The following is a 25647-nucleotide window of genomic DNA, read 5'->3' as shown; positions in this document are numbered from 1 at the left end:
AACTCATTCCCAACTCTCATACTCTGAAACCCTGATACACTCGAATTCCGGGAACCCGAAACTATTTGAAAAACGGATTATACTGCTTTTCAAAGCCTATTGTTGTAGGATTTCCATGCCCCGAAAAAACTTTTGTTTCAGCATCCAGTACAAATAGTTTATTGGTGATGCCGTTGATCAGCTGTTCATGATTTCCTTTGTAAAGATCAGTTCTTCCGATGCTGCCTTCAAAAAGAACATCACCTGAGATCATGAATTTCTGGTCTTCATTATGATAAACCACACTTCCCGGAGAATGCCCGGGGACATGATAGATTTTGAATTTTTCTCCGTCCAGGTCTAAAACTTCCCCTTCGCTGATGTATTTGATATCTGCTTTTACGGGCTCAACAGAAAATCCGAATCTCATGCCGCTGGCCTGAAGCATATCCAATACTTCCTGGTCTTCTTTGTGCATATAGACAGGAACTTTAAAAGTATCAAAAGCCCACTGCAGGCCCAGAACGTGATCAATATGAGCATGGGTTAGAAGGATTTTTTCGATCTTAAGACCGTTTTCAGAAATAAAGCTTTCTATAGCTTTAGTTTCCTGCTCATTCATGTTTCCCGGGTCAATCAGCCAGGCATTTTTATTTTCATTGTAAAGGATATAAGTATTTTCGCTGGCAAAATTGAAAACGAAGCCTTGAATCTGAAGCATAACTGATATTTTTTATTTCAAAAATACGATATTATTAAGAAAATCCCGATTTTTCGTTATCTTCGTCATAATGAAAACTTTGCGAATACTTTTACTTTCTTTGGGCGGAATGGTTTTTGGACAAAACATCCAGAGTATACAATTATTCAACCCTCAGACGAACGATGAAACCCCTGTCATAAGGTTCGGCGAACAGCTGGTTTTAAGCTTTGACGATCTTACCAATGCCAGCGAAATCTACAGGTATACCATCAAGCATTATGACCGTAACTGGAATGATGACAATTTATTTTTTACAGAGATTGCCAATGGAAGTTTAAACGGGCTTTTAGATAAGTTTGAATATTCTTTTAATACCATACAGGCCTATACCCACTATAAGCTTACCTTCCCGAATGATAAGATGCAGCCGAAGATTTCCGGAAATTTTGAGCTGATTGTTTATAAAGATTCAGCTGACAGGCCCCTTTTCAAAAAGCGTTTTTATCTGGTGGAAGATGCTGCAACGGTTGCTTTGAATGTCTCAAGAATTGCAGATGCCAAAAAACCGAATATCAATCAAAGAGTGGAGGTAAAAGCGACTTCAAAAGCCGGAGATCTTTCTTCCAATGTCAATTCCATGACGTTGAATGTAATGCAGAATAACAATCCTAATGAGGTGGTTAACAATTTGAAGCCAAGCGCAACATTAGGTAACCAGTTGCTTTTTCAGCAGATGAATTTAACATTTTCCGGCAATAACGAATTCTATTATTTTGATAACAAGAATATGAATATGGCTGCTGATATGGTGAGTGCTACAGAATTAAAAGACGGTGTAAATCATACCTATTTACATCCGGTATGGGCCTTTCCCCTGAACTATCAGTATCAGCCTGACGTAAACGGAGCATGGTTCTATAGAAGAAATGACCTTGGACTGGAAAGGAATGCTGAAAGAGAGGCAGATTATTCATGGGTATATTTTTCTCTGGATTCTGACCCTGTGGATAAAGAAATTTATGTACTGGGAGGATTTAATAACTTCAAACCCGGCAAAGAAAATCAGATGCAGTATGATGCTGCTAATAAAAAATATGTTGCTAAAATTTTCCTGAAACAAGGATTTTACAACTATATACTCGCTACTAAAGAAAGCGACGGATCTCTGAACTTTGGAGAGATAAATGGTAATTTCTGGCAGACTGAAAACCTGTATCAGGCATTTCTATATTATGCACCTTTCGGGCGTAATTATGACGGACTGATGGGATATGGAGAATTCAGAACACCTATCGGAAAATAATTTTGTGATAAACCGTTCCCTTTTTACCAAATTTTATACAATACTCATTTATTTAAAGTAAAAAATATAATTTAGGAAAACCGTCTCGTAAGAGATGGTTTTTTTTTGAAACTGTGATGGATAAATAACTTGTCGGGGAATTAAGAGAATACTAAGATAATTATTTATTATGCATAGCATATTGAAAAAAATATTTCATAAAATATTGAATTATATAAAAATTATTAGTCTATAATTTTTATAGGAATAAAAATATTTTCAATTAATTGCAATGTTTTTAAAAATATTTTAAATTTAAAACAATTGTTCTATTTATTTATTGAATTTTATTTATTGATATCATTGTTTTTTTGCAGAAAAAATATAAATTCGTTTCACATTAAACAATTTTTTTATGAAAACGAAATTTATCTTAGCAGTAAGCGTTGCAGCTTTCTCCTTTACTTTTGGACAGGAAACTCCATCAAAACTAATTCCGGGTAAGAGTGGCCTTCATGCAGAATTCATGCGATTTGATAAGAACGGTCCTGATTTTAAAGGTGAGCCTGTTTTATTTAATGAAACATCTCAGAGACTTTCTCCGGGGCAGGCACGTAAACTGGGATCAGAAAAGGATCAGTTAGGTTTTGAGACACACAGGTTTCAACAGACCATAAATGGAATTCCTGTAGAATATGGAATGATGGCTGTACAGACCAAAGGTGGGAAAATAGTAGGAGAAACCGGAAAATGGATCCTTAAAGAAACTGCTGCTGCAGAGAAAAAAGCAAATATTTCAGAAAGTACCGCATTGCAGAATGCCTTATCTTTTGTAGGAGCCGACTCTTACAAATGGCAGAACAAAGAAGAAGAGGAATTCATTAAAAATGAATCTAAAAATGCTAATGCCAGCTTTGCTCCAAAAGGTGAGTTGGTATACTATTCAGATCCTTCTGATGAGAAGCTTGGAGATGTAAAGCTTGCATATAAATTCGATATTTATGCAGAAAAGCCATTAAGCAGACAATATGTTTTTGTGGATGCTAAAGATGGTAAAGTGTTAGGAACAAATGCTTTGATTCATGAAACCAATGCTCCGGGGACAGCTACAACAGCTTACAGTGGGAACAGATCTATTGTTGCCGACTCATATAACGGAAGTTACAGATTAAGAGAGGCAGGAAGAAATGGCGGAACCGCTGTAGAAACATATAATCTGAAAAAAGGAACAAATTATTCATCAGCCGTAGATTTTACTGATACGGACAACAACTGGAACAATGTCAACACAAACAAAGATCAATATGCTACGGATGCGCATTGGGGAGCCGAAATGACATTGGATTATTATTACACGAAATTTGGAAGAAAAAGTATAGATAATAATAATTTTGCCATAAAATCTTATGTTCATTACTCTACCAATTATTTTAATGCGTTCTGGGATGGCTCCAGAATGACTTACGGTGACGGTAGCTCTACGACAAACGGAGGTAAGCCATTAACGGCTCTTGATGTTTGTGGGCACGAAATTACCCATGGTCTTACCACTAAAACGGCAAACCTTGCTTATCAAAGAGAGTCAGGAGCTCTGAATGAAGGTTTTTCTGATATCTTTGGAAATACCATTGAACTTTGGGCCAGACCAACACAGGCAAGCTGGAAATTAGGGGAAGATTTCAGCTATGTAATCAGAGACATGGCCAATCCTAATGCTTATAGCCAGCCTGATACTTATAAAGGAACTTATTGGAAGGATGCGAGCAGTACATGTACGCCTCAGGGAAATCCAAATTTACCTGGGTATAACGATTCTTGTGGTGTACATACCAATTCAGGAGTCCTTAACTTCTGGTATTATTTACTGGTAAACGGAGGATCGGGAACTAATGATAAAGGCTTTGCTTATAATGTTTCAGGAATAGGGCTGGATAAAGCAGCAGCTATTTCTTACAGAACATTGACAAATTACCTTATTTCTTCATCCACATATGCTAATGCAAGAACATATTCACTTCAGGCAGCTGCAGATTTATACGGAGCAGGAAGTAATGAAGTAACGCAGGTGACCAATGCATGGAATGCAGTAGGTGTTGGCGGAGGTACTTCTGCAGCAGGAAAAATAGCTGCTCCTGATGCTGCACTTTACACCATCAGCCCAAATCCGGCTACCGACAAATTTACTGTTGAATTTGAAGGAAAAGAAGGAAACGGAATTGTTGAATTAGTGAGCCTGGCAGGAAAAAGAGAGCTTTCAGAAAAGATCAAGATTACCAACGGTAACAATAAAGTAGATGTTCAGTTACCTTCTAATATACTTTCAGGAGTATACGTAGTAACGGTTAACGGACAAAAAGCAGGAAACCTGATCAAAAAATAAATTTTAATATATTTCTAAAAAGGGCTGCAAAATTTATTTTGCGGCCCTTTTGCTTTTTTTATGTATTGAGAAATTTATACCAGATAAAAATCATTCAGTTTTTCTTCACAGAGTGTCTTTACCACATCAATCCAGCGGTCTTCATCATTCAGGCATGGGATATAGTGGAAGTTTTCACCGCCTCCATGCTGAAACTGTTCCTTACCTTCTACCGAAATTTCTTCCAGAGTTTCAAGACAGTCGGAAACAAAAGCCGGGCATACAATAGCCAGATTTTTTACTCCTTTTTTAGGAATCGTTTCCAAAGTCTCATCCGTATAAGGCTCTATCCATTTGTCTTTTCCTAATCTCGACTGGAAGGAAACAATTGTTTTTTCTTTGGGAAGTCCTATCTTGGCAATAACAGCTTCTGTCGTTTTATAACACTGATGGCGGTAACAAAACTGGTGGCTTGGGTTGTTATCCCGTGAACAGCAGTCATTAAGATTACAGGTCTTTGTAGGATCTGTTTTGTAAATATGTCTTTCCGGCACACCATGGTAAGAGAACTGCAAAACATCAAAATTTTCAGGAAGCTTTTCCTTAATGCTTTCTGCAAGACAGTTGATATAGATTTCCCGGTTGTAAAAGGGCTGTATATAATTGATCTTTACTTTTGGGAACTTCTTTTTCCGTACTTCCTCTGCTTTTTCAATTACCGTTTCCGTAGTACTCATCGCATATTGCGGGTACAATGGGAACAGAACAATCTCAGAAACTCCCTGATCTACTAACTTTTGAATACCTGTTTCAATGCTTGGCTCAGCATACCTCATTCCGATTTCTACCGGAACGTCAACTACTTTCTGCAGTTTCTTTTGGATTTTTTCAGTAATGACAATCAAAGGTGAGCCTTCATCTGTCCATACTGTTTTATAGGCTTCTGCAGATTTTGCAGGACGTGTTTTAAGAATAATTCCCTGAACTAAAAGAGCACGGAAGATCCAGCGGTAATCGATGACCCTTTCATCCATCAAAAATTCATCAAGATATTCCTTTACATCATTTACAGCCGTAGATTTTGGAGAACCAAGATTTACCAGTAAAATTCCTTTTTTATCCAATATTTTTAATTTTAATTATGAAACAGCGTTTCGAAATCTGTTATCAATGTTGATACCTGGGCAAAGGTATTATTTTCAACTAAGCCGTTATTATTAAATTTACCCTTTATTCCTTTTATTAAAAGCTGATGCCGGTCTTCTGCCTGAGCTCCCAGTGTTTTCAAAATCATTACCAGTTCTTCATGCCCTTTTTCTCCATTGGCAGATGCTGTAATGACAGCCACTGGCTTTTCAGAAAAAACAGTCGTAGAAACACACCATTCCAACAAGTTTTTCAACCTGCCGGGAATGCTGAAAATATATTCCGGAGTTGAAAATAAGACCCCCGCCGAATTTTCAATTTCTTTCCTGATCTTCAATACTTCGTCTGGTGTACCGGTATCCGTTAATGAAGTGTCAAAATGCGGAAGAGCAGAAAGATCATCATAGATGTGAAAATTAGTATCCGAATGTTTTTCCAGAACCTGTTCTATCAATTTCAGATTGCTGGAATTTTTTGTGGCACTTCCAATAATGACCAAGATCTTCTTTCCGGGGAGCATTTTATAATCCGTTATCCGTTTACAGCTTCTACTTTTTCCACTAAATCCGGAACGAACTGTTTTAAAATACTTTCAATTCCGTTTTTCAAAGTAGCCGTAGAGCTTGGACATCCTGAGCAGGCTCCCTGTAATAGCATTTTTGCTGTTTTACTTTCCTGATCGTATTCCATAAGGGAAATTTTCCCCCCATCATTTTCCACGGCAGGCGCTACATATTCATTTAAAATATCCGAAATTTTCTGCTCATCATCAGTATAATCTCTGTTGATGATTTTTTCAACAGGATTTTCATGTTTCTGAGGCTCAAGATTTGAAATTTCGCCTCCACTCTGCAGATATTCAGCGATAAAACCACGTACAGCCATCATTACCTGATGCCATTCCACAGAATCATCTCTTGTTACCGCTACAAAATTGTCAGAAATGAAAATTTCTTTAGCAAAATCAAATTCATTAAAGATAGCCTGAGCCAAAGGAACACCTTCGGATTTTTCTCTCGATTTTACTTCCACAAAACCTTCCATAAGAAGTTTATTGGAAACAAACTTCATTGCATTAGGATTAGGAGTCATTTCAGCATAAATCTGATACATTTCCTTTCTCTTCTGAAGGTAAATTCTAGGATTAGCCAGTAATTCATCCTCTATGATATTTTTCAGGCTGTCTGCTACATGTTCCCATTCTACAGTATCCTGTTTCGCTACAGCCACAAAATTAGCCGTAATAAAAACTCTTTCCACAAAAGGATAGTTGAAAAGTTCCTGAGCTAAAGGAATTTCTGAAATATCTGAACTTCTGTCCAACTCTAAAGAGCCCGGGATCAGGTTATAATCCGCGACAAATTTCATCACTTTCGGGTTTTCAGTTGGTTCTATAAGTATCGTACGCATTTTTTCGTTAAATTTGAGATACAAAAATACGCAATTAGAAATTAGAAGTTAGAGATTAGAAATTAGATTTTTGCTATCACGGTTATTTAAAATTAGAAGTTAAGACTAACCACTGCAAAAATTATTATTTTCAGATTGACTTATTTTCCAAATTATCAAATTAAAACTATGGCAATTGTAAAAGAACTTTTAGGGAAAATTCCTCAGATAGGAGAGGGTACATTTTTGGCAGAAACGGCAACCATTATCGGTGACGTTACGATGGGAAAGGACTGCAGTATCTGGTATAATGCAGTGATCAGGGGAGATGTACATTACATCAGAATGGGCGATAAAGTAAATGTTCAGGACAATGCCATGCTGCACTGTACCTATCAGAAACACCCTTTAAATATTGGAAATAACGTTTCCATCGGACATAATGCAATCGTTCATGGCTGTACTATTAAAGATAACGTACTGATCGGTATGGGAGCTATCGTTATGGATGACTGCCTGGTAGAAGAAAACTCCATTGTAGGAGCAGGTTCTGTAGTGATACAGGGAACGCATATTAAATCCGGAGAGGTCTGGGGCGGAGTTCCTGCAAAGAAAATTAAAGATATTTCTGCCCAGTTATTGGAAGGAGAAGTCAATAGAATTGCAGATAATTATGTAAAATATTCTTCATGGTATAAGGAGAATCTTGAGATGGGGAGTTAGTTTAGAGTTTCCGAGTTAGAGAGTTTTCGGGTTTGAGAGTTTATGTAGTTGATTCTTGCTGGCTCGAACCGCGAATCCCGCATCCCGAAACATTACTTGCTAAACTTCACTGGGAAAACTTATATTCTGAAATCTAAAATCTTGATTCTTGGCTCTTGCATCTTGGTTCTCAAATCTTGAAGCAAACACCACAAATAAACAAAAGCTCCATCATACGATAGAGCTTTTTTCAATCCTTAGTATAAACCCCTGAATGAGTTTTTGTTGATTTTTTCAACAGGATATATAACCTTTGCTTTGATTTTTCTTCTTATTGCTCTGCTGTTATAAGCTGCGCTTTTCCATTGATACATTTCACAGATGTTGGCAGCATCACCATCATACAGTCAGAAGTGATATTGTATTTTTCATTGAAGGCTTTTACTTTCTGAGTATATTCTTCAATTCTTGGGAGAATGGTTGTCTCTATTTTTTTAGGGTAAGCAATATATTGCTGAGGTCCGCCACAGGCTTTAGCTCCCATCGGGGCAAAAGTCCATTCTGAAGCGGCAGTACATTTTTCTTTGGATACTTCAGATTCAATGGATGCTTTCAACTTATCCAGCTGGGCCTGTTCATATTTTTGACTGTCTTCATCAGCGGGCCTTTCAGAAATATCTTTAGGTAGATTGGTATTGGCGTTCTTGGATGTATTGCATGAAACTAAGGCAAACATAGTGCATAATACTAATAGTGGAGTGTATATGAAATTTATTTTCATTATAATTTCTTTTCTGTTAAAGAATTTTCAAAAGTTATGCCAAGGTAAGAAAATCAAATTCATTTCCGTAATTTTGAAGCACAATGAACAATCATTTTTTTGACTTAATAGAGCACACGAACAGAAGCGTTTTTCTTACGGGGAAGGCAGGGACAGGTAAAACAACCTTCCTTAATGATTTTGTAAAGAAAACAAGGAAGAAGTATATTGTGGTTGCGCCTACCGGAATTGCCGCGATTAATGCAGGAGGAGTGACTATCCATTCTATGTTTGGATTGCCTTTAAGAACTTTTTTACCAACTACAGACCGTATCGACGGAAGCTTGGCAAATAATATTGCTGACCTGATGCCTCATTTCAAATACAGAAAAGATAAACTCAAACTTTTAAGAGAAGTGGAGGTTCTTATCATTGATGAGGTTTCCATGCTGAGAGCTGATGTTCTCGATATGATGGATTTCTCGCTGAGATTTATCAGAAGAAATAACCAACGGTTCGGCGGAGTGCAGATGCTGTTCATTGGAGATCTTTATCAGCTTCCGCCGGTGGTGAGAGACGAACATATTTTAAAGATCTGCTACCAGTCACCGTTTTTTTTCGACAGTCTTGCTATTAAAGATATTCCTCTTCTGACCATTGAACTCACCAAAGTCTACAGACAGTCGGATGAAAAATTCCTGGACATTCTGAATGCGATCCGTGACGGTGACGTCGCCAATATCAACTTTGAAGAACTTAACAAAAGATATGATCCGGATTTTAAGGCAGGAACTGAATCTTACGTTTATTTGTGTTCACACAATAAGATGGCGGATGAGATCAACCAGGAAAAGCTGGAAGAAATTGATTTGACCGTTAAAACTTATGAAGCCAAACTATTTGGAGATTTCAAGGAAAACCAGTTTCCGAACGAGCAGTTTTTAGAATTGAAAGTCGGGGCACAGGTTATGTTCATCAGAAATGATATTACCGGTGAGAAAAAATATTTCAATGGAAAGCTCGGTGAAATCTCTGCTTTGGATGATAATGAGATCACAGTTGTTCTTGATGGCAGTGAAAGGGAAATTACAGTAAAAAGAGAGGTCTGGGAACAGAAAAAATATTTCCTCGATACCGAAAAAAATATCAAAGAAGAAGTTTTGGGAAGCTTTGAACAGTTTCCGATAAAGCTTGCGTGGGCGGTTACTATTCATAAAAGTCAGGGATTAACGTTTGATAATGTGATCATTGATGCCGGAAAAAGCTTTACAGCCGGACAGGTTTATGTAGCCCTGTCAAGATGCCGTACGCTGGAAGGAATTGTTTTGAAATCTAAAATTACCCCTGAAGTGATCTTCAAGGACAACAGGATTCTGCAGTTCCAGGGGGATACTTTTGCCAATGATAGTGTGGAGGCTATTCTTAACCGTGAAAAATATGACTACAGCATCAAAAAAGTACTTCGTACGGTAAACTGTCTGTGGTTCCTGAATGAAGTAGAGGAGTGGAATAAGCTTTCCATTACCACGAAAAGCATTGATCATGTAAAAACAAACCAGCTGTATCTTCAGCTGAAACACGAAATCGTCAATCTTGGAAAGATCTTCGAAAAACTGGAAAGGGTAATTTCCCAGAAGGTTAATAATTTTATTGAAAACAAAGAAGAATGGTCTGAGATTGAAAGCAAAACCAAAGGGGCGGTTAATTTCTTTTTCACAGAAATCAGAGATAAAATATTCAGTCCGCTGAAGGAATTCTATGCCGAAATTAAAGGGGCAAAAGGCCTGAAACAATATAATGAAGAATTCAGGAACTGGCTGGAAGATACTGAAGAATATCTGAACAGCCTGAAAGAGATCCATCTGCTGGAAACGAAGCTTTTAGATGAAAAAAATGATAAGGAAATCAATTTGAAGATCGCAAAAGTTCCTTCACAGGTTCTGACCTTCCAATTATTTGAGCAGGGAAAAACTATTGGTGAAATAGCCATGGAAAGAGGTCTGGTAAAAGAAACTGTAATCGGGCATCTGGCAAAATTTGCAGAACAGGGGCTGCTTGATATTTCAAGAGTGATTACTTCGGATAAGATCAAAGCCTTTGAAAAAGAATTCTATGAAAATCCTCATGAAACCCTAACGGAATGGAAAAATGCATTGCCTAATGATTTTGAGTTTAATGAGATCAGGATTTTGATTAATCATTATAATTTTAAGAAGGAGAGGAATAAGTAAATTCACTTAATGAAGTATTGTGAAATTATGGAACAATTTCGTAGGTCGTGTTTTCATTGTTTCCAAATATCTGATTCTGAATATGCGTTGCGAGCTGTACGGTTTGCTCAATATTCGTATTTGTTTTAACTATTAGATAAGGAATACCATTATTAGTTTCTTCTTTATACGTGTAGTTATTTCTTATAGCAAAGCTTTTAATCTTTTCCAAATAAGGAAGCTGGGTTCCTTCTGTTGCTTCAAATTCTATATTGAAATTGTTGCCCTCTTTTTTAAAGTAAAGACAATCACTACCATTCGAGTAGATTCCGATAAAATCAAACACAGTTTTATCTTGATTTAATAGGATAAGTTGTTCATGTAAACCACTCATTTGTATTTTCTTGGCAATTTTTACACTAATGGGAATCACCTTTAAACTATTCAAAATTGACTTAAAAATATTCATATATGCTATTGCAGATTGATTATAAATTGTATTACTTTTCAAATGTAATGAATAAAGAAAGACTTTTATATCTGTGTAGTAAAAAGTAAAGGAATAATTAATAAATTCCGATAGCTTTTTCCTGAACTAGCTAATCCATCCTATCAATTACAAAAAGTAACTAATGCAATTTATAAGCTTTAAATTTGTTTGGTTTTTAAACCTAAAATTTAAAATATGAAACATTTTGAAATATCGGTGCTTGATCTTGCTCCTGTAAAGCAAGGGAAAAGTATTCATGATACCTTTCAGGACAGTTTGTCTTTAGCAAACCACGCTGAAAATTTGCACTATAAAAGATTCTGGCTGGCTGAACATCATAATATGGAAAGTATTGCCAGCTCCGCCACCACAGTTCTGATCGGCTTTATCGCCAACGGGACAAAAACAATAAGAGTGGGATCCGGTGGAATCATGCTTCCCAACCACAGTTCGTTAATCATTGCAGAACAGTTCGGCACCCTGGAATCTCTTTTTCCGGGAAGAATAGATCTTGGTCTGGGAAGGGCACCCGGTACCGATGGTCTTACAGCCCAGGCTTTGGGAAGAAATCCTGCGATTATCAACCAGCAGTTTCCGAGACAGATTTTAGAGCTGCAGACGTATTTCTCGAAAGAAAATTCTGATGCTTTAGTCCGTGCCATTCCCGGAGAAGGTCTTGATATTCCGCTTTACATCTTGGGATCCAGTACAGATAGTGCGTGGCTGGCTGCGGAACTTGGACTTCCATATGCTTTTGCAGGACATTTTGCTCCTGAGCAGATGGAGATGGCTTTTAAAATTTACAGGGAACATTTCCAGCCTTCGGCGCAGCTGGATAAACCTTACGTAATGGCATGCGTCAACGGAGTGGCGGCAGAAACTTCGGAAGAAGCCCATAAAATTTCCACAACCTTATTCCAGGCATTTATCAATATCATAAGAAATGACAGGAAACCTTTTGCGCCGCCTGTAGATGATATGGATGATATCTGGTCGCCTATGGAAAAATCAATGGTGCTTCAGAAACTAAAATATACATTGATCGGAAATCAGACAGAAATTGAGGAAAAGCTTAAAGATTTTCAGGAAAAATTCAATGCAGATGAATTAATTATCAATTCACATATCTACGATCACCAGAAGAGACTGAGATCTTACGAAATTTTCAGAGAGGCGATAAACTCTTTATCCAAAGCCTAACAAACCCTACATATTAATTGGCAGATGCCTATTTTTATAAGTATCTTTGCACAAATAAAAAGTAAACATGTCTGATATTAAATTAAATACTATTCCAGAGGCTATTGAAGACCTTAAAAATGGTAAAATAATCATAGTAGTAGATGATGAAGACAGAGAAAACGAAGGTGATTTTCTTTGTGCTGCAGAATTGACAACGCCGGAAATTATCAATTTCATGGCACTCCACGGAAGAGGGCTGATCTGTATGCCGCTTCCTGAAAAAAGATGCGACGAGCTTGGCCTTGAAGTAATGGTAAGCAGAAGCAGTGATCCTAAGGAAACCGCTTTTACCGTTTCTGTTGACCTTCTTGGTAACGGAACCTCTACAGGGATTTCTGCCGGTGACAGAGCCAAAACTATTTTAGCTTTGATGGACGAAAAATCCAAGCCGACAGATTTCATGAGACCGGGCCATATTTTCCCGCTTCGTGCAAGAAAAGGGGGAGTTCTGAAAAGAGCGGGACATACTGAAGCTGCTATCGATCTTACGAATTTAGCAGGATTAAAAGAAGGAGGAGTGATTTGTGAAATTATGAATGAGGACGGTACCATGTCACGTTTACCGGAACTTCATGCTTTTGCCCAAAAACATGATATGAAGATCGTTTCCATCGAAGATCTGATCCATTATCAGCTTAAAAAAGGAAACCTTATCGAAAGGCTGGAAGAAAGAAAAGTAAAAACCGCTTATGGTGAGTTTGACTTTTTTGCATTCAGAGAAACATCAAATGACCAGATTCATTTTGCCTTGACAAAAGGTTCATGGACGGTTGATGAGCCTGTTTTGGTAAGAGTTCAGTCTTCAGATTCATATTTTGATGTACTGACAAGACTGAATAACGGTGAAAAACCGCTTTTGGAGAAAGTAACCAATATGGTGAATGAAGCAGGAAAAGGAGCTGTTATTTTCATCAATAATGTTTCGAATTCTGAAAATACGCTGAGAAAACTTCAGCAGTTCCTGAATTACCAGGACGGACAGGAGCAACATCCTACTTTAGCATACAATTACAGAGATTACGGTATCGGAACGCAGATCCTGAAAAATCTGGGAATCAATAAATTCAAAGTAATCACACAAAACCCTAATATCAAACCGCAGGTTGGTGGGTATGATGTGGAAGTTACAGAGATGGTTCAGCTGTAAAAGTGAATGGTCAACGGTAAATTAACAGATACCGGAGATTAAATAAATTTCAATATAAAAGGTTTAGGATTTTTCTAAACCTTTTTTTATTTTTAAACCATGACAGAATCTTTAAAGAAACACATCAGGGCATATATTGAGATTTCAGAGGAAAAGCTGGACAAATACTGTAGTGCATTCCGTCTTCAGAAAATAAAGAAAAAAGATTTTCTTTTAAAAGAAGGAGATATATGCGAAGCGGAAGGATTTGTATTAAGCGGATGCTTTAAAGTTTACCGTACAGATAAAAATGCAGATGAACAGATTTTATATTTTGGAGTGGAAGACTGGTGGATTTCCGATATAGACAGCTTTATTAATCAGATTCCGTCACAGCTCAATATCCAGGCCATTGAGGACAGTGAGATCCTTTTGATTTCAAAAGAAGACAAAGACAGACTCTACCGTGAAATTCCCGAAATTGAAAGGCTGATGAGACTGAAGTTTCAGATGTCTATCATTGCCCTGCAACGCAGAATTGTTGATAATTTAAGCAAACCTTCTGACGAACGTTACCAGGACTTTTTGAAAGAATATCCTAAAACAGCCCACCGTTTAACGAATATCCAGATCGCTGCCTATTTAGGAGTAACTCCTGAATTTATCAGCAGGATCCGCCGGAAAATTGTGAGCAAAACTTAGGAAGAAGATTTCAGTTGGCAGAATTTTAAGGTGAATTGTCAACTGTGAATTTTGATTCGCAAGTGAATAGTCGATTTTAGCAAAACAAAGACCTGAGCTACAGGTTCAAGTTCCGGACTCAGCAACTGCCTCCCACGCATATACTCTCAAATTCTAATCCTCCAACTCCGAAACTCCTATAAACTTATTTCTTCAAAATTTCTAAACCCATTAAGAAAATCTTTTACATTCATTCTTTTCTTGCCTTCAAGCTGAAGTTCCTGTGGAAAATAAAGGCCGTCTTCTGTATGGATTTTAAATTCATTCTTCGAAATATCCAAAGTTCCCGGTACTTTTCCATGATTGGCTATTTCAAACTTTCCGGCAAAGATTTTTAATCCTTTTTCCTCTTCTCCGATTTTTATAGTTGTGAAAGCAGCCGGATAAGGTGACATTCCCAAGATAAACTGGTGAACTGTTTTTGAAGGAGCCTTCCAGTTGATTTTAGTGTCTTCTTTAAATATTTTATAGGCATTTTTAGGATGCTCCACATCAGGCTGAGGTCTTTCAGTGATAGTGTTTTCTGCCAGACCGTTAAGTGTTTTTACCACCAGTTTGGATCCCATTACCATTAATCTGTCATGGAGGCTTCCTGCGTTTTCGTCAGGCAAAATTTCAAGTTCTTCCTGAAGAAGAATATTTCCTTCATCTATTTTTTCGTTAATAAAAAATGTAGTTGCACCGGTTTTTTCTTCACCGTTGATCACTGCATAATTAATAGGAGCCGCACCCCTGTAATCAGGAAGAAGAGACGCATGAAGATTGAAAGTTCCCATTTTAGGCATCTCAAAAAGAACCTTGGGCATCATTCTGAAAGCTACCACTACAAATACATCAGCGTCCAGTTTTTTAAGTTCTTCCAGGAATTCCGGGTTTCTCAGTTTTTCCGGCTGAAAAACTGGAATGTTATTTTCTGAAGCATACATCTTTACCGGTGACTGGTTGATCTTCTGTCCGCGGCCACTGGCTTTATCGGCTACCGTTACAACACCTACAACTTCATGATTTGACTGATGGATTGCCTCTAAAGAAGTTTTAGCAAATTCCGGGGTCCCTAAAAAAACGACTTTCAATGATTTCATAATGCAAAGATAAGGGTTTTTGGCAGTTGGAGAGTATTAGGGTAGGAGAGTTTTAGAGTATATGCGTGGGGGATAATTGCTGGTTGCGAGCTGGCGGGTGATAGTTCGATCCTCATATCTAGGAACGCACATCTCGAAATTTTTTAACGATTAAAATAAATCTAAATTCCTAGTTTACCACATTCTGTCTGAAATCTCATGTATGATATCTGAGGTCTAAAATTCACCATTCACTTGCGAAGCAAAATTTACGGTTCACCACTAGTCATTACCCATTACTCATTACTTATGTTCAATGCATACGTTCTGAAATTCAGCATTTTTACCTTTCCGGAATCTAAAAGGAAAATCAGGTTTTCTAAAATGTTGTTTTTAGAATGATAATTCAGCTGCACTGAAAGGTCTTCGATAGACGAGGGCTTGTTAGCCAACAGATTAATGATCTGCTGGGAAATGTTTTTTCCGAAAATAGATTGCTTATTCTTTTCACAGACTGAGCATTGTCCACAATTTTTTGTATTCTTTTCCCCAAAATAGGCAAGAATAAGTTTCATCTTACAGTAATCACTATTTTCTATAAAAAACTTAATTTCTTCCCACTTCTGGATTTTGTTTTTTTGGATATGTTCAAAAAGCTTCCAGTAGGCCGCATTAATGGCTCTTTCATCGCGTGGCTTCAGAAATTTGATGCTTGAGAGGGCTCCGTCTACATATTCCAGATAATTTTTTTGCTGGAGTTCTTTAAGTCTTTCTTTGATAAGTGGAACACTTACCCCGATCTTGTTGCTCACCTGTAGCTCACTGAACATTACCTTGTGGGTAGTAATTCCTGATATCGTACGAAGCAGGAGTTCTATGAAATAAGCGTCTTTCTGAGGCAGCTGGTCTATTTCCTCAGCATTGAAGAGAAGCTCCAGGGAAGACAGGCTTTTATTGTCATTATGGTAGATGATTTCCTGATTGTGCAGGAAATTAAGAACATTGCTTATTTTTGCCTTTGATAGTCGGGTGAAATTTTGTATCCCCTGTATGTTCAGCTGGAAAACTTTCTCCGGAAGCTCAAATTCTGCTACCTGAAAAATAGAGTAGAGGTAGGTGATGATCTTCAAAAATTCAGCTTTGCTAGGGGTCTGGTTTTTTAGGATTTCATCAAAATTGAGTAATTCCTGTTTGTTCCACAGAAGGAATGCAAAACTATCCTTACCATCTCTTCCCGCTCTTCCGATCTCCTGGTAATAATTTTCCAAGGACGGAGCAGGAGAGAAGTGAATCACAAACCGGACATTGTCTTTGTCTATTCCCATCCCGAAAGCATTGGTGGAGATAAGAACCTGGTTATCACTGTTATTCCAGTGAGCTTGTTTGGCATTTTTCTCTTTCGTCGTTAAGCCGGCATGAAAATAATCTACGTTTTGCAACTGGTTCTTTTTGAGAAATTCTGCCAGCATTTCTGCATCCTTCCGGGTTCTCACATAAACAATTCCGGAATCGTTATTATGTTTTAAAATATCGAAAACACGCTGAAATTTGTCAGAAACTTCATCCAAAAATATTCTGATATTTTCTCTCCTAAAGCTTTTCTGAAAGACAAACGGATTTTTAAGTTCCAGTTTATTTTTGATCTCTTCCAAAACTTTGGGGGTTGCAGTGGCTGTTAAAGCCAAGCACGGGATTTTGGGATGGTTTTTCCTGAATTCTTTGATATTCTGATAGCTGGGACGGAAATCTTGTCCCCATTCTGAAATACAGTGAGCTTCATCTACGGCTATAAATGATAACTTAATTTCGTCAATATTTTGAAGAAACTGTATGTTAGTCAGCCTTTCCGGGGAAACATAAAGCAATTTTGTAAGACCATCTTTACAGCGGTCATATACGGCTTCTGCATCATATTCATCAAGCTCGGAAGATAGATATTCGGCTTCTATACCGCGGTGTTTAAGCTGGCCTACCTGATCTTTCATTAATGCAAGAAGGGGGGAAATCACAAGGCAGGTTCCTTCCTTTAATAATGCTGGAAGCTGGTAACAGAGAGATTTTCCTGCTCCGGTAGGCAAAAGAACGAGGCAGTCTTTTTCATTAATGACAGCATCAATTATCCCTTCCTGAGAATCTCGGAAAGCATCGTAGCCCCAAAAATATTTTAGGGTATCATATTTTAATTTTTGGAAATCATGCTGAGAAATCATAAGGTAAATGTAATAAAAGTATTACAACAAAAAAAGCCGTGCATGGCACGGCTTGATATATTTACTAATAATTTTTATTATTTAGCTTCGAAATATACTCTTCTGTTAGCTCTGTTTTTCCATTCAGGACATTTAGTAGCTGGTTCACACTCAGGGTATTTAAGGTCTTTTTCACCTCTACCGATTGCGTTCAGTTTAGAAGATTCTACTCCGTTTTTGATCAGATAATTCTTAACGCTATTCGCTCTTCTTTCAGATAGCTTTTGGTTATAAGCATCAGAAGCTCTAGTATCTGTAGCTCCGATTACGTTATAAGCTCCGGTTGAAGAATTGATATATGAAACAGCATTATTTAAGATTGGAGTGTTTGAAGGTAAAATTCTGTCAGAATTTAAATCAAACTCAATTCCTTCAAGCTTAGTTTCTGTTTCTACTACAGGTCCTGCAGTTGTTGTAGGACATCCGTTGTTTTCAACAGGTCCAGGAACTGTTACACACTTGTCGTAAAGGTCGATTACACCATCAAGGTCTGTATCAAGAGCAACACCAGCACCATCCACTCTTGCTCCAGCAGGAGTATCAAGTTGTCTGTCCCAATCATCACAAACTCCATCGTTATCAGCATCACCTTTTTTACATACTTCAATATCCTGGTTTTTGTTAGCCAAAACATCAAGTTTGTAATAGATTTCCTGAAGTGGGTCATGCCACATTAGGTGAGATTCGTGTTTTCCTAACTTCAGGGTAAGACCTAAAGTTGCATTAAAGAAGTTGTCTGATACCTGCTCTTCACGCTTGTTGATTGCACTGTATTTATCACCTCCTCCATCGAACTCATCATCACCAGTTACTACATACATCAATCTACCTTCAAGATCAAGTCTTCTGTTGATTTTGTATTTTAGACCAGCACCAGCCTGCATAAACATTGATCCTAGTTTGAAAGGTTTGATTTCAGTTACTAACCTTTGTCCTGCTAAGTCTTTTTGGTATGCTCTGTATGCAATAGTACCAATACCTGCGTAACCGTGAAGTGCCCATCTGAAAGGTGAGTGGTTATCAACTCTTCTCAATAAATTAGAGAAGTTGATGTCTCCCAATAAAGAGATCGCGTCATACTGAGTTCTTGCTCCTACCTGCTGATAAGGTATTGTAGAAGGTGCAGCATCTTTAGTGTTGAACCATCCTTGTCTTGTTTCACCTCTGTCATATTGTAATTTTAAACCGAACGCATGAGTGATTGCTTTATCAATACTTATATAAGCAGAGTATCCGAAAAGGTTTTTACCGTTACCATTCTTGATAGATGTTAAATCAGCTGACTGTACAAGTGGTACACCTGCACCGGCTGAAATAGACCAGTCATTGAATCTTTTAGACTGATTGGTAAACGGAGAAACATTGGCAGAACCAGAAGAAAATGTGTTTGGATATTCTCCATTTGAAACTGCTGTTGAGTCTTGCGCGTAGCTTACGGCTGGGATTGCCATTGCTAATGCTACAATTGCTAAACTTAATTTCATAGTGTATTTTTTTATTTAGTTAATTAAATGATTTTATTTTGCTTGGAAGTAAACTCTTCTGTTTGCTTCGTTTTTTTCTTCAGAACATTTAGTTGCAGGATCACATTCCGGATATTTAAGGTCTGTTTTTCCTCTTCCTTCAGCGATAAGCATACCTGTAGAAACACCTTTACTATTAAGATATTTTACTACAGCATTAGCTCTTCTCTGAGATAATTTCAAATTGTATTCTGCAGAACCTCTAGCATCAGTTGCACCAATTACTAAAAATTTATCATTAGAATCCAACCCTTTGATAACATCAGCTGCGTGATTTAATTTATCGTAAGATTTAGTTCTGATTTTATCACTGTTCAATTCAAATTCGATTCCTTCAAAATCTTTATTGATATCTCCTATTTTGTCTACTGGAGCTACTGGAGCAACAGGAGTCGTAGGACAACCGTTGTTTTCAACAGGTCCGGGAACCGTTACGCATTTATCATACAGATCAATCACTCCGTCAAGATCCATATCTAAAGCTACACCGGCACCATCTACTCTTGCACCTGCAGGAGTGTCTAACTGTCTGTCCCAGTCATCACATACGCCGTCATTATCTGCATCACCTTTTTCACATACTACAAGCTCTGTAGCTGCATTTTCTAAAACACTTGTTCTGTAGTATGCTTCCTGAAGTGGATCATGCCATGCTAAGTGTGATAATTTGTTTCCTAACTTGAAAGAAACTCCTAAAGTCACTGTCCATACATTATCAGATCTTGAATCACTGATCATATTATACTTTGAACCTGGAGTTGCCGGATCGTAGTCGTTAGGATCAGCCCATCCGCCTCCGTCGAATTCATCATCACCGCTTATGATATACATCGTTCTTGCTTCGATATCAATAAGCTTTGATACTTTGTATTTTAGACCTGTTCCAAACTGGTAGTATAAAGAGCCAATGTCTAATTTCTTATTAATAAATAAAGGAATTCTCTTTGGACTATCGCTCCATCTGAATTCATTTCCGTCATGTAAAGAAGTGTTGAAACTCTGGAACCCAATTCCTGCATAGCCGTGTAGTGCCCATCTGTAAGGAGAATGGTTATCAACTCTTCTCAATAAATTGGAAAAGTTAACATCCCCCATTAAAGCAACCTGATCAAATTTGGTAGTTGCCGTACCCACTCCGGCTGCAGCACCTGCTGAACCTGGTAACATTGCTTTCTGTTTTGTTTCACCTCTCTGATAGATAAGGCTTAATCCAAAAACATGCGTAATCTGCTTATCAATACTCACGTAAGCATTATACCCCCAGTTTACCTTTTTGTCATAAAAAGATTTTAGATCAGAATGCGCCATGAATGCAGCACCTCCACCAACGGAAATAGACCAGTCGTTGAAACGTCTGGCTTTGTTGTCAAAACGCTGTACATTAGCTGAACCTGAAGAGAAGGTATTAGGGTACTCACTGGATGAGTTTACTGTGGTACTATCCTGGGCATAAGCCGCGATTGGTAGTGTGGCCAATAATAATAAACCTAATTTCATATATGTTTTTTATGTTTTATTTTAGATAAAATCTTTCAACAATATTTTAGAAAATTCCCTTTCATATAAATGCTTCTGATGGGGTATTTCTAATTTCTCTGACCTGAACTTCAAGTCGTTATATTTAATGATATCAATATCTATTATTCTGTCGCTGTAACCGCCGGATGCAGATGAATCTTTAGTTCTTCCCATCTCAACTTCTATGTTTTTGATAAATTCAAGCAGTTGAATCGGCGAGAAAGACGTGAATATTTCTGATGCAATATTACAAAAAATATTGGAACTAACAAATTCTACAGGTTCAGTTATTAAAAATTCGCTTAATTGTGAAATGTAATTACCGCCCTCACTGATTTTTTGTAAGGCCAGTTCTAAATTTTTTTTTTGATTTCCCAGGTTACTTCCTAGTAACAAAACTACCCTATGCTGCGACATATTGGAAAATTGATTGATTTATGAGAAGTTTCTTTAAAAACGTACTGGCAAATATAGTGGCTATTGTCCTATTATGTGCCTTATTTTTCGTCTTTTTCATTATGATGCTTGTGTTCAGTTCTATGGGGAATGACAAATCTGTTGTGGTGAAAGATAATTCTGTTCTTACGATTAATTTAAAGACTAATATAATAGATAGCCCTACTGAAGAGGGAATGGGACTGTTCAACATCAGTGACAAACATAAGAGTGTTATGTTGTATGATGCATTGGAAGCTATTAAAAAAGCTAAGACAGATGACCGTATTAAAGGTATAAGTATCGAAGCTGATGACTTTCATGCAGGCCTGACCCAGATTGATGATATAAGAAATGCTATTGAAGACTTTAAAAAGAGCGGAAAATTTGTATACGCCTATGGAAATGCTGTTTCTCAGGCCTCTTATTATTTAGGATCTGTTGCTGACAAGTATTATCTTAATCCATCAGGAATGATAGAGCTGAAAGGACTGGCTACTGAAGTGACATTCTTTAAAGACTTTGCTGATAAATACGGGATCGGTATAGAAGTGATAAGACACGGAAAGTTTAAATCTGCGGTTGAACCTTTTTTAAGGAATGATATTTCTCCTGAAAATAAAGAACAGCTGGGTACTCTTTTAAATGATATCTGGAAAAACACATCCACTAAAATGGCCGTTTCAAGAAAAATTGATACAGCACAATTTAAAATGGTTGTTGACAGCTTATACGGAATGATCCCTGAATTAGGATTAAAGTACAAGCTTGCGGACAAACTGATCCATAAAACAGAATATGAGCAGATGATAAAATCGAAGCTTAGCCTTAAAGAGAAAGAAAAACTGAACAAAGTGTCACTGGCGGGCTATATCAGTTCTTATGAAAATGAGGATAAGTCCGGAGAAAAAGTAGCGGTATTGTACGCGTCAGGAGGAATTAACAATGGTGACGGTTATAATGAGATCTATTCTGAAAAATATGTGAAATACATCAAAGATCTTCAGAATGATGATAAAGTAAAGGCTGTTGTTTTCAGAATCAATTCTCCAGGGGGAAGTGCTAATGCTTCGGATGAAATTTTATTTGAATTGCAGCAGCTTAAAAAGAAAAAACCATTAGTGGTTTCTTTTGGTGACTATGCAGCTTCAGGAGGATATTATATTGCGATGGCTGCAGATAAAATTTATTCAGAGCCTAATACGCTGACAGGTTCTATCGGAGTTTTCGGAGTGATACCTTATTATAAGGATATTGCAAACAAAAACGGTATCCGTTCAGATATTGTCGCTACCAATGCCAATTCCCAATATTACTCACCTCTGAATGGTGTTACCCCTTACGGAGTGAACCTGATCACCAGAAGTGTGGAAGGAACGTATAAAAGGTTTGTACATTTCGTAACGCAGAACAGAAAGCAGACTTTCGACCAGATTGACAGTGTTGGCGGAGGAAGAGTATGGAGTGGGGTACGTGCTAAACAGATCGGTCTTGTTGATGAACTGGGAACTCTGAATGATGCGGTAAAATTTGCAGCACAGAAAGCAGGATTGAAATCTTACCATGTGTCTTCTTATCCTAAAAAAATGTCTCCGTTTGAACAGATTTTCAAAGATCTGAACGAGGAAGATATTTCTGCAAGAATCATTAAAAATAAAATAGGTAAAGCCAACTATGAAATTCTTCAGCAGATTACAGATCAAAAACTGCAGTCTGAAGTAAAAATGGAAATGCCTTACCAGATCAGGATCAACTAAACTAAATTATATTGTACAAAAAATCCCGGAACTGAATTTCAGTGCCGGGATTTTATTTTTTTATCTGCTTGTGTTAGCCTTTCCTAGTAGCCATTCCGTAAATCCAGAGAACGATAAGTGCTCCTCCTACGGCTAAAAGCATACTTCTGAAATCGAAACTGTCTGTAGTTCCCCATCCCAAAAGGCTGCCTATAAATCCTCCTACGAAAGCTCCAACAATCCCTAAAATAATCGTCATCAGCCAACCGCCACCCTGTGTTCCAGGCATAATAAGTTTTGCAATTGCACCTGCGATAAGACCAAATATGATCCAAGTTAAAATTCCCATAGTTCTAAATTTTTAATTGTTAATAATGTATAAACTTGATATCTAAGTTAAAGATAAAATATGATAAAAATCATCTTTTCTTGAAAAAAGAGTCTACAAATTCTGTACCATTGAACAATTGGAGGTCTTGCATCTTTTCGCCTACCCCTATATATTTTACCGGAATCTGGAACTGATCTGATATACCTATGACAACACCTCCTTTAGCTGTACCGTCAAGTTTTGTTACAGCTAACGCATTCACTTCTGTGGCTGCTGTAAACTGTTTTGCCTGCTCAAATGCATTCTGCCCTGTAGATCCGTCAAGTACCAGCAGGATCTCATGCGGGGCATCAGGAATTACTTTCTGCATTACTCTTTTGATCTTCGAAAGTTCGTTCATCAGGTTGATCTTATTGTGAAGCCTTCCCGCAGTATCAATGATCACTACATCTGCGCCCTGGGCAACAGCGCTCTGTACAGTGTCAAAAGCCACAGAAGCCGGATCTGAGCCCATATCCTGTTTTACGATAGGAACTCCCACTCTTTCACTCCAGATGGTCAGCTGGTCTACGGCTGCAGCCCTGAAGGTGTCTGCTGCCCCTAGGACAACCTTTTTTCCTTCAGACTTAAACTGATGCGCCAATTTTCCGATTGTAGTGGTTTTTCCCACTCCGTTCACACCAACTACCATGATGACATATGGTTTTTTTGAACTGTCTATATTTCCTGTTCCTGCATGAGGATTTTCAAGAAGAAGTCCGGAGATTTCTTCACGGAGAATATTATCAAGCTCACCAACACTCACATATTTATCGCGGGCAACGCGTTCTTCAATTCTTTCTATGATTTTGATGGTTGTGGATGCGCCTACATCAGATGCAATCAGTATTTCTTCCAGGTTATCCAGTACTTCATCATCTACTTTGCTTTTACCGACTACGGCTTTCGTCATTTTTTCAAAGAAACCCTGGCTGGATTTTTCCAGACCTTTATCTAAAGTTTCCTTTTCTTCTTTTTTGAAAATATTTTTAAACCAACTCATAGTTCATTCTTATTTGTTTTTTATAACTGCCGTAGCCTCTACTTCTATAAGCACATCATCTCTGAAAAGACGGCTTACTTCCACAAGGCTGCTTACGGGAGGATTTTGAAGGTTGATATATAAGTCACGGATTTTTCTAAAGTCTGGTGTTTTGGAAATATCAGTAATGAAGATTCCCAGTTTTACAATATCCTTTCCTGTAGCTCCATATTCTTTCAGGATCAATTCAATGTTTTTAAAAACCTGCTGAGTCTGCTTCTCCATATCGTTTCCTGCAAGATTACCTGCTGCATCCAACGGAACCTGCCCGGACAGCAATATCATTTTAGAAGTTCCACAGTCTATACTTACCGATTGTGAAAGTCCTTTGATGGTAAATACCTCAGGGGAACCTTTATATTCTACATTATTCATTTTTTCCTGACCGAATGAAAATAGAAAAATTTCTGTGAAAGCCAGAATAAAAATCTTTTTCATAAGGATATATTTAATTGATTAATAATCTGGTGAACAAAGATAACAAAAAAACCACCCAAAATCTGAGTAGTTTTTTATATTGTAAATAAAGTATGTATTATTTTAAAAAATATATTGCAGTTTTTTGGTCATCCTAGCTTTTTTATTTTACGTAAAGTCAAGACTATAATAGCTGCTTAATAATTGTTATTATAATGTTACCTCATCTCCTAATCTGGCAATATTAAAACCATTGGCTAAAACCATTTTAGTTTCCTTGCTGCTTGGAATTAAAAGCTTATTAGTATGATTAAAATGGATGAAGTGAATCTTCTTTTTGTCACTTGCGGGTAAATTTTTGAACATCTCCATACTTTCTACAACAAAAGGGTGTGGAATATCTGAAATGTTTCTGTATCCTATTTCTTCCGCATCATAAAATGTAGCATCCAAAAAAGCATAATCTACATTTTTTATTAGATCGGTGATATTGTATTTCCACTTGCTCCACTTATCAATATCCGGAATAAAGAGAGCTTTTTTATTAGGTCCTTTAATTATATATCCTACTGTTTCTGAATATTCATCACGATGAGGAACCTGTATAGGAGTTACCTGCAGTCTGTTGCTGATCTGTGTGGGAATTTCATTTTGCAGCTCCTGGATGGCAATATTATTTATATGTACCAGCTGAGACCAGGGTCCATTGTTTTCAAGAAAATTTTTAAGTCTGGGCATTGCATATACCGGGACTTTCTCTGAATTCATGGCTTCTTTTCCTAAAAATATCAATCCTGCGTAATGGCCAATATGTGCGTGTGTAATAAATATTCCATCAGGTGCAGTTTTTTTTGGAGTACCGGATCGTTCTTGCAGCATCTGGACCTGTTGAGTAAAATCAGGACTTATATCAAAAAGATAATTTTTCTGTACATCATAATCTATTACTCCTATTGAAGTTATTTTTCGGTTTTGTACCGGATGTTTCCAAAGATCAGCACAGCACTCTTTCTTACAGCCAGCCTGGGGTGAACCTGCATCCTGAGTATTTCCTAAAACGATAAGCTTTACGCCTTTATCCGGAGTTTTTATATTTTCGGCATTCTGGCTTTTATAAGATTGGCAGGACAGAGGGATGATTAACAGAAGAATAAATAAGCATTTCAT

23 protein-coding genes are annotated in these 25647 nt (G+C 37.4%); 8 read left to right on the top strand and 15 right to left on the bottom strand.

Features of this window, described 5'->3' with window-relative positions:
* Window positions 1-61: 61 nt before the first annotated feature.
* Complete coding sequence (locus AC4IFE_RS17515) at window positions 62-700, bottom strand: MBL fold metallo-hydrolase (RefSeq protein ID WP_490758430.1); 639 nt, start codon at window positions 698-700, stop codon at window positions 62-64.
* A 70-nt stretch (window positions 701-770) separates the two neighbouring features.
* On the opposite strand from AC4IFE_RS17515, the gene AC4IFE_RS17510 reads away from it, so the two are divergent.
* Window positions 771-1985, top strand: coding sequence for a type IX secretion system plug protein (locus tag AC4IFE_RS17510; protein ID WP_490758429.1), 1215 nt, complete (start codon window positions 771-773; stop codon window positions 1983-1985).
* A gap of 394 nt (window positions 1986-2379) precedes the next feature.
* Window positions 2380-4344: a M4 family metallopeptidase gene (locus AC4IFE_RS17505; protein ID WP_490758428.1), complete on the top strand. Its 1965-nt coding sequence runs from the start codon at window positions 2380-2382 to the stop codon at window positions 4342-4344.
* 74 nt (window positions 4345-4418) lie between these two features.
* On the opposite strand, the gene hemH is transcribed toward AC4IFE_RS17505, so the two are convergent.
* From hemH to AC4IFE_RS17490, 3 genes are read right to left on the bottom strand one after another with little or no spacing between them, the layout of a single operon-like run.
* On the bottom strand, window positions 4419-5447 hold the full coding sequence (gene hemH / locus AC4IFE_RS17500) for a ferrochelatase (protein WP_490758427.1): 1029 nt from the start codon (window positions 5445-5447) through the stop codon (window positions 4419-4421).
* Between the two features lie 11 nt (window positions 5448-5458).
* The gene (locus AC4IFE_RS17495) at window positions 5459-5989 is read right to left on the bottom strand and encodes an NADPH-dependent FMN reductase (protein WP_490758426.1); all 531 of its coding nucleotides are present in this window, start codon (window positions 5987-5989) and stop codon (window positions 5459-5461) included.
* Between the two features lie 11 nt (window positions 5990-6000).
* Window positions 6001-6879, bottom strand: a complete 879-nt coding sequence (locus AC4IFE_RS17490; RefSeq protein WP_490758425.1) for a NifU family protein — start codon at window positions 6877-6879, stop codon at window positions 6001-6003.
* 168 nt (window positions 6880-7047) lie between these two features.
* On the opposite strand from AC4IFE_RS17490, the gene AC4IFE_RS17485 reads away from it, so the two are divergent.
* On the top strand, window positions 7048-7581 hold the full coding sequence (locus tag AC4IFE_RS17485; protein ID WP_490758424.1) for a gamma carbonic anhydrase family protein: 534 nt from the start codon (window positions 7048-7050) through the stop codon (window positions 7579-7581).
* Window positions 7582-7891: 310 nt separating this feature from the next.
* On the opposite strand, the gene AC4IFE_RS17480 is transcribed toward AC4IFE_RS17485, so the two are convergent.
* On the bottom strand, window positions 7892-8341 hold the full coding sequence (locus AC4IFE_RS17480; protein ID WP_490758423.1) for a hypothetical protein: 450 nt from the start codon (window positions 8339-8341) through the stop codon (window positions 7892-7894).
* Window positions 8342-8424: 83 nt separating this feature from the next.
* On the opposite strand from AC4IFE_RS17480, the gene AC4IFE_RS17475 reads away from it, so the two are divergent.
* Window positions 8425-10551 carry a helix-turn-helix domain-containing protein gene (locus AC4IFE_RS17475; protein ID WP_490758422.1) on the top strand — a complete coding sequence of 709 codons (2127 nt, stop codon included), beginning with the start codon at window positions 8425-8427 and terminating at the stop codon, window positions 10549-10551.
* 25 nt (window positions 10552-10576) lie between these two features.
* Here AC4IFE_RS17475 and AC4IFE_RS17470 read toward each other — a convergent pair whose 3' ends face one another.
* A complete protein-coding gene (locus tag AC4IFE_RS17470) occupies window positions 10577-10876 on the bottom strand; it encodes a hypothetical protein (protein ID WP_490758421.1) in 300 nt (99 codons plus the stop codon).
* 339 nt (window positions 10877-11215) lie between these two features.
* Here AC4IFE_RS17470 and AC4IFE_RS17465 point away from each other — a divergent pair, with 339 nt between their 5' ends.
* The 3 genes from AC4IFE_RS17465 (at window position 11216) to AC4IFE_RS17455 (ending at window position 14090) form a co-directional block, all read left to right on the top strand.
* Window positions 11216-12220: an LLM class flavin-dependent oxidoreductase gene (locus AC4IFE_RS17465; protein ID WP_490758420.1), complete on the top strand. Its 1005-nt coding sequence runs from the start codon at window positions 11216-11218 to the stop codon at window positions 12218-12220.
* Window positions 12221-12287: 67 nt separating this feature from the next.
* Complete coding sequence (gene ribB / locus AC4IFE_RS17460) at window positions 12288-13409, top strand: 3,4-dihydroxy-2-butanone-4-phosphate synthase (protein ID WP_490758419.1); 1122 nt, start codon at window positions 12288-12290, stop codon at window positions 13407-13409.
* A 99-nt stretch (window positions 13410-13508) separates the two neighbouring features.
* A complete protein-coding gene (locus tag AC4IFE_RS17455) occupies window positions 13509-14090 on the top strand; it encodes a Crp/Fnr family transcriptional regulator (protein ID WP_490758418.1) in 582 nt (193 codons plus the stop codon).
* 176 nt (window positions 14091-14266) lie between these two features.
* On the opposite strand, the gene fmt is transcribed toward AC4IFE_RS17455, so the two are convergent.
* The 5 genes from fmt to folK all read right to left on the bottom strand — a co-directional run bounded on the left by fmt (window position 14267) and on the right by folK (window position 20897).
* The gene (gene fmt, locus AC4IFE_RS17450) at window positions 14267-15211 is read right to left on the bottom strand and encodes a methionyl-tRNA formyltransferase (protein ID WP_490758417.1); all 945 of its coding nucleotides are present in this window, start codon (window positions 15209-15211) and stop codon (window positions 14267-14269) included.
* A 275-nt stretch (window positions 15212-15486) separates the two neighbouring features.
* On the bottom strand, window positions 15487-17400 hold the full coding sequence (locus AC4IFE_RS17445; protein ID WP_490758416.1) for a RecQ family ATP-dependent DNA helicase: 1914 nt from the start codon (window positions 17398-17400) through the stop codon (window positions 15487-15489).
* A 77-nt stretch (window positions 17401-17477) separates the two neighbouring features.
* Window positions 17478-18923, bottom strand: a complete 1446-nt coding sequence (locus AC4IFE_RS17440) for an OmpA family protein (RefSeq protein ID WP_490758415.1) — start codon at window positions 18921-18923, stop codon at window positions 17478-17480.
* A 33-nt stretch (window positions 18924-18956) separates the two neighbouring features.
* On the bottom strand, window positions 18957-20459 hold the full coding sequence (locus tag AC4IFE_RS17435; RefSeq protein ID WP_490758414.1) for an OmpA family protein: 1503 nt from the start codon (window positions 20457-20459) through the stop codon (window positions 18957-18959).
* A gap of 21 nt (window positions 20460-20480) precedes the next feature.
* Window positions 20481-20897 (bottom strand): 2-amino-4-hydroxy-6-hydroxymethyldihydropteridine diphosphokinase, encoded by a 417-nt coding sequence (gene folK, locus AC4IFE_RS17430; protein WP_490758413.1) that lies wholly within the window; start codon window positions 20895-20897, stop codon window positions 20481-20483.
* Window positions 20898-20917: 20 nt separating this feature from the next.
* Here folK and sppA point away from each other — a divergent pair, with 20 nt between their 5' ends.
* The gene (gene sppA, locus AC4IFE_RS17425; RefSeq protein ID WP_490758412.1) at window positions 20918-22672 is read left to right on the top strand and encodes a signal peptide peptidase SppA; all 1755 of its coding nucleotides are present in this window, start codon (window positions 20918-20920) and stop codon (window positions 22670-22672) included.
* A gap of 73 nt (window positions 22673-22745) precedes the next feature.
* Here sppA and AC4IFE_RS17420 read toward each other — a convergent pair whose 3' ends face one another.
* The 4 genes from AC4IFE_RS17420 to AC4IFE_RS17405 all read right to left on the bottom strand — a co-directional run bounded on the left by AC4IFE_RS17420 (window position 22746) and on the right by AC4IFE_RS17405 (window position 25647).
* Window positions 22746-23000 (bottom strand): GlsB/YeaQ/YmgE family stress response membrane protein, encoded by a 255-nt coding sequence (locus tag AC4IFE_RS17420; protein WP_111960539.1) that lies wholly within the window; start codon window positions 22998-23000, stop codon window positions 22746-22748.
* Window positions 23001-23070: 70 nt separating this feature from the next.
* Window positions 23071-24024 (bottom strand): signal recognition particle-docking protein FtsY, encoded by a 954-nt coding sequence (gene ftsY, locus AC4IFE_RS17415; RefSeq protein ID WP_490758411.1) that lies wholly within the window; start codon window positions 24022-24024, stop codon window positions 23071-23073.
* A gap of 9 nt (window positions 24025-24033) precedes the next feature.
* Complete coding sequence (locus AC4IFE_RS17410; RefSeq protein WP_490758410.1) at window positions 24034-24501, bottom strand: RidA family protein; 468 nt, start codon at window positions 24499-24501, stop codon at window positions 24034-24036.
* Between the two features lie 189 nt (window positions 24502-24690).
* Window positions 24691-25647, bottom strand: coding sequence for an MBL fold metallo-hydrolase (locus AC4IFE_RS17405; RefSeq protein WP_490758409.1), 957 nt, complete (start codon window positions 25645-25647; stop codon window positions 24691-24693).

It is taken from the genome of Chryseobacterium sp. UF-81 (assembly GCF_058245105.1).
The sequence above is the reverse complement of the archived record's forward strand: the minus strand, read 5'-3'. Positions and strand labels throughout refer to the sequence as shown.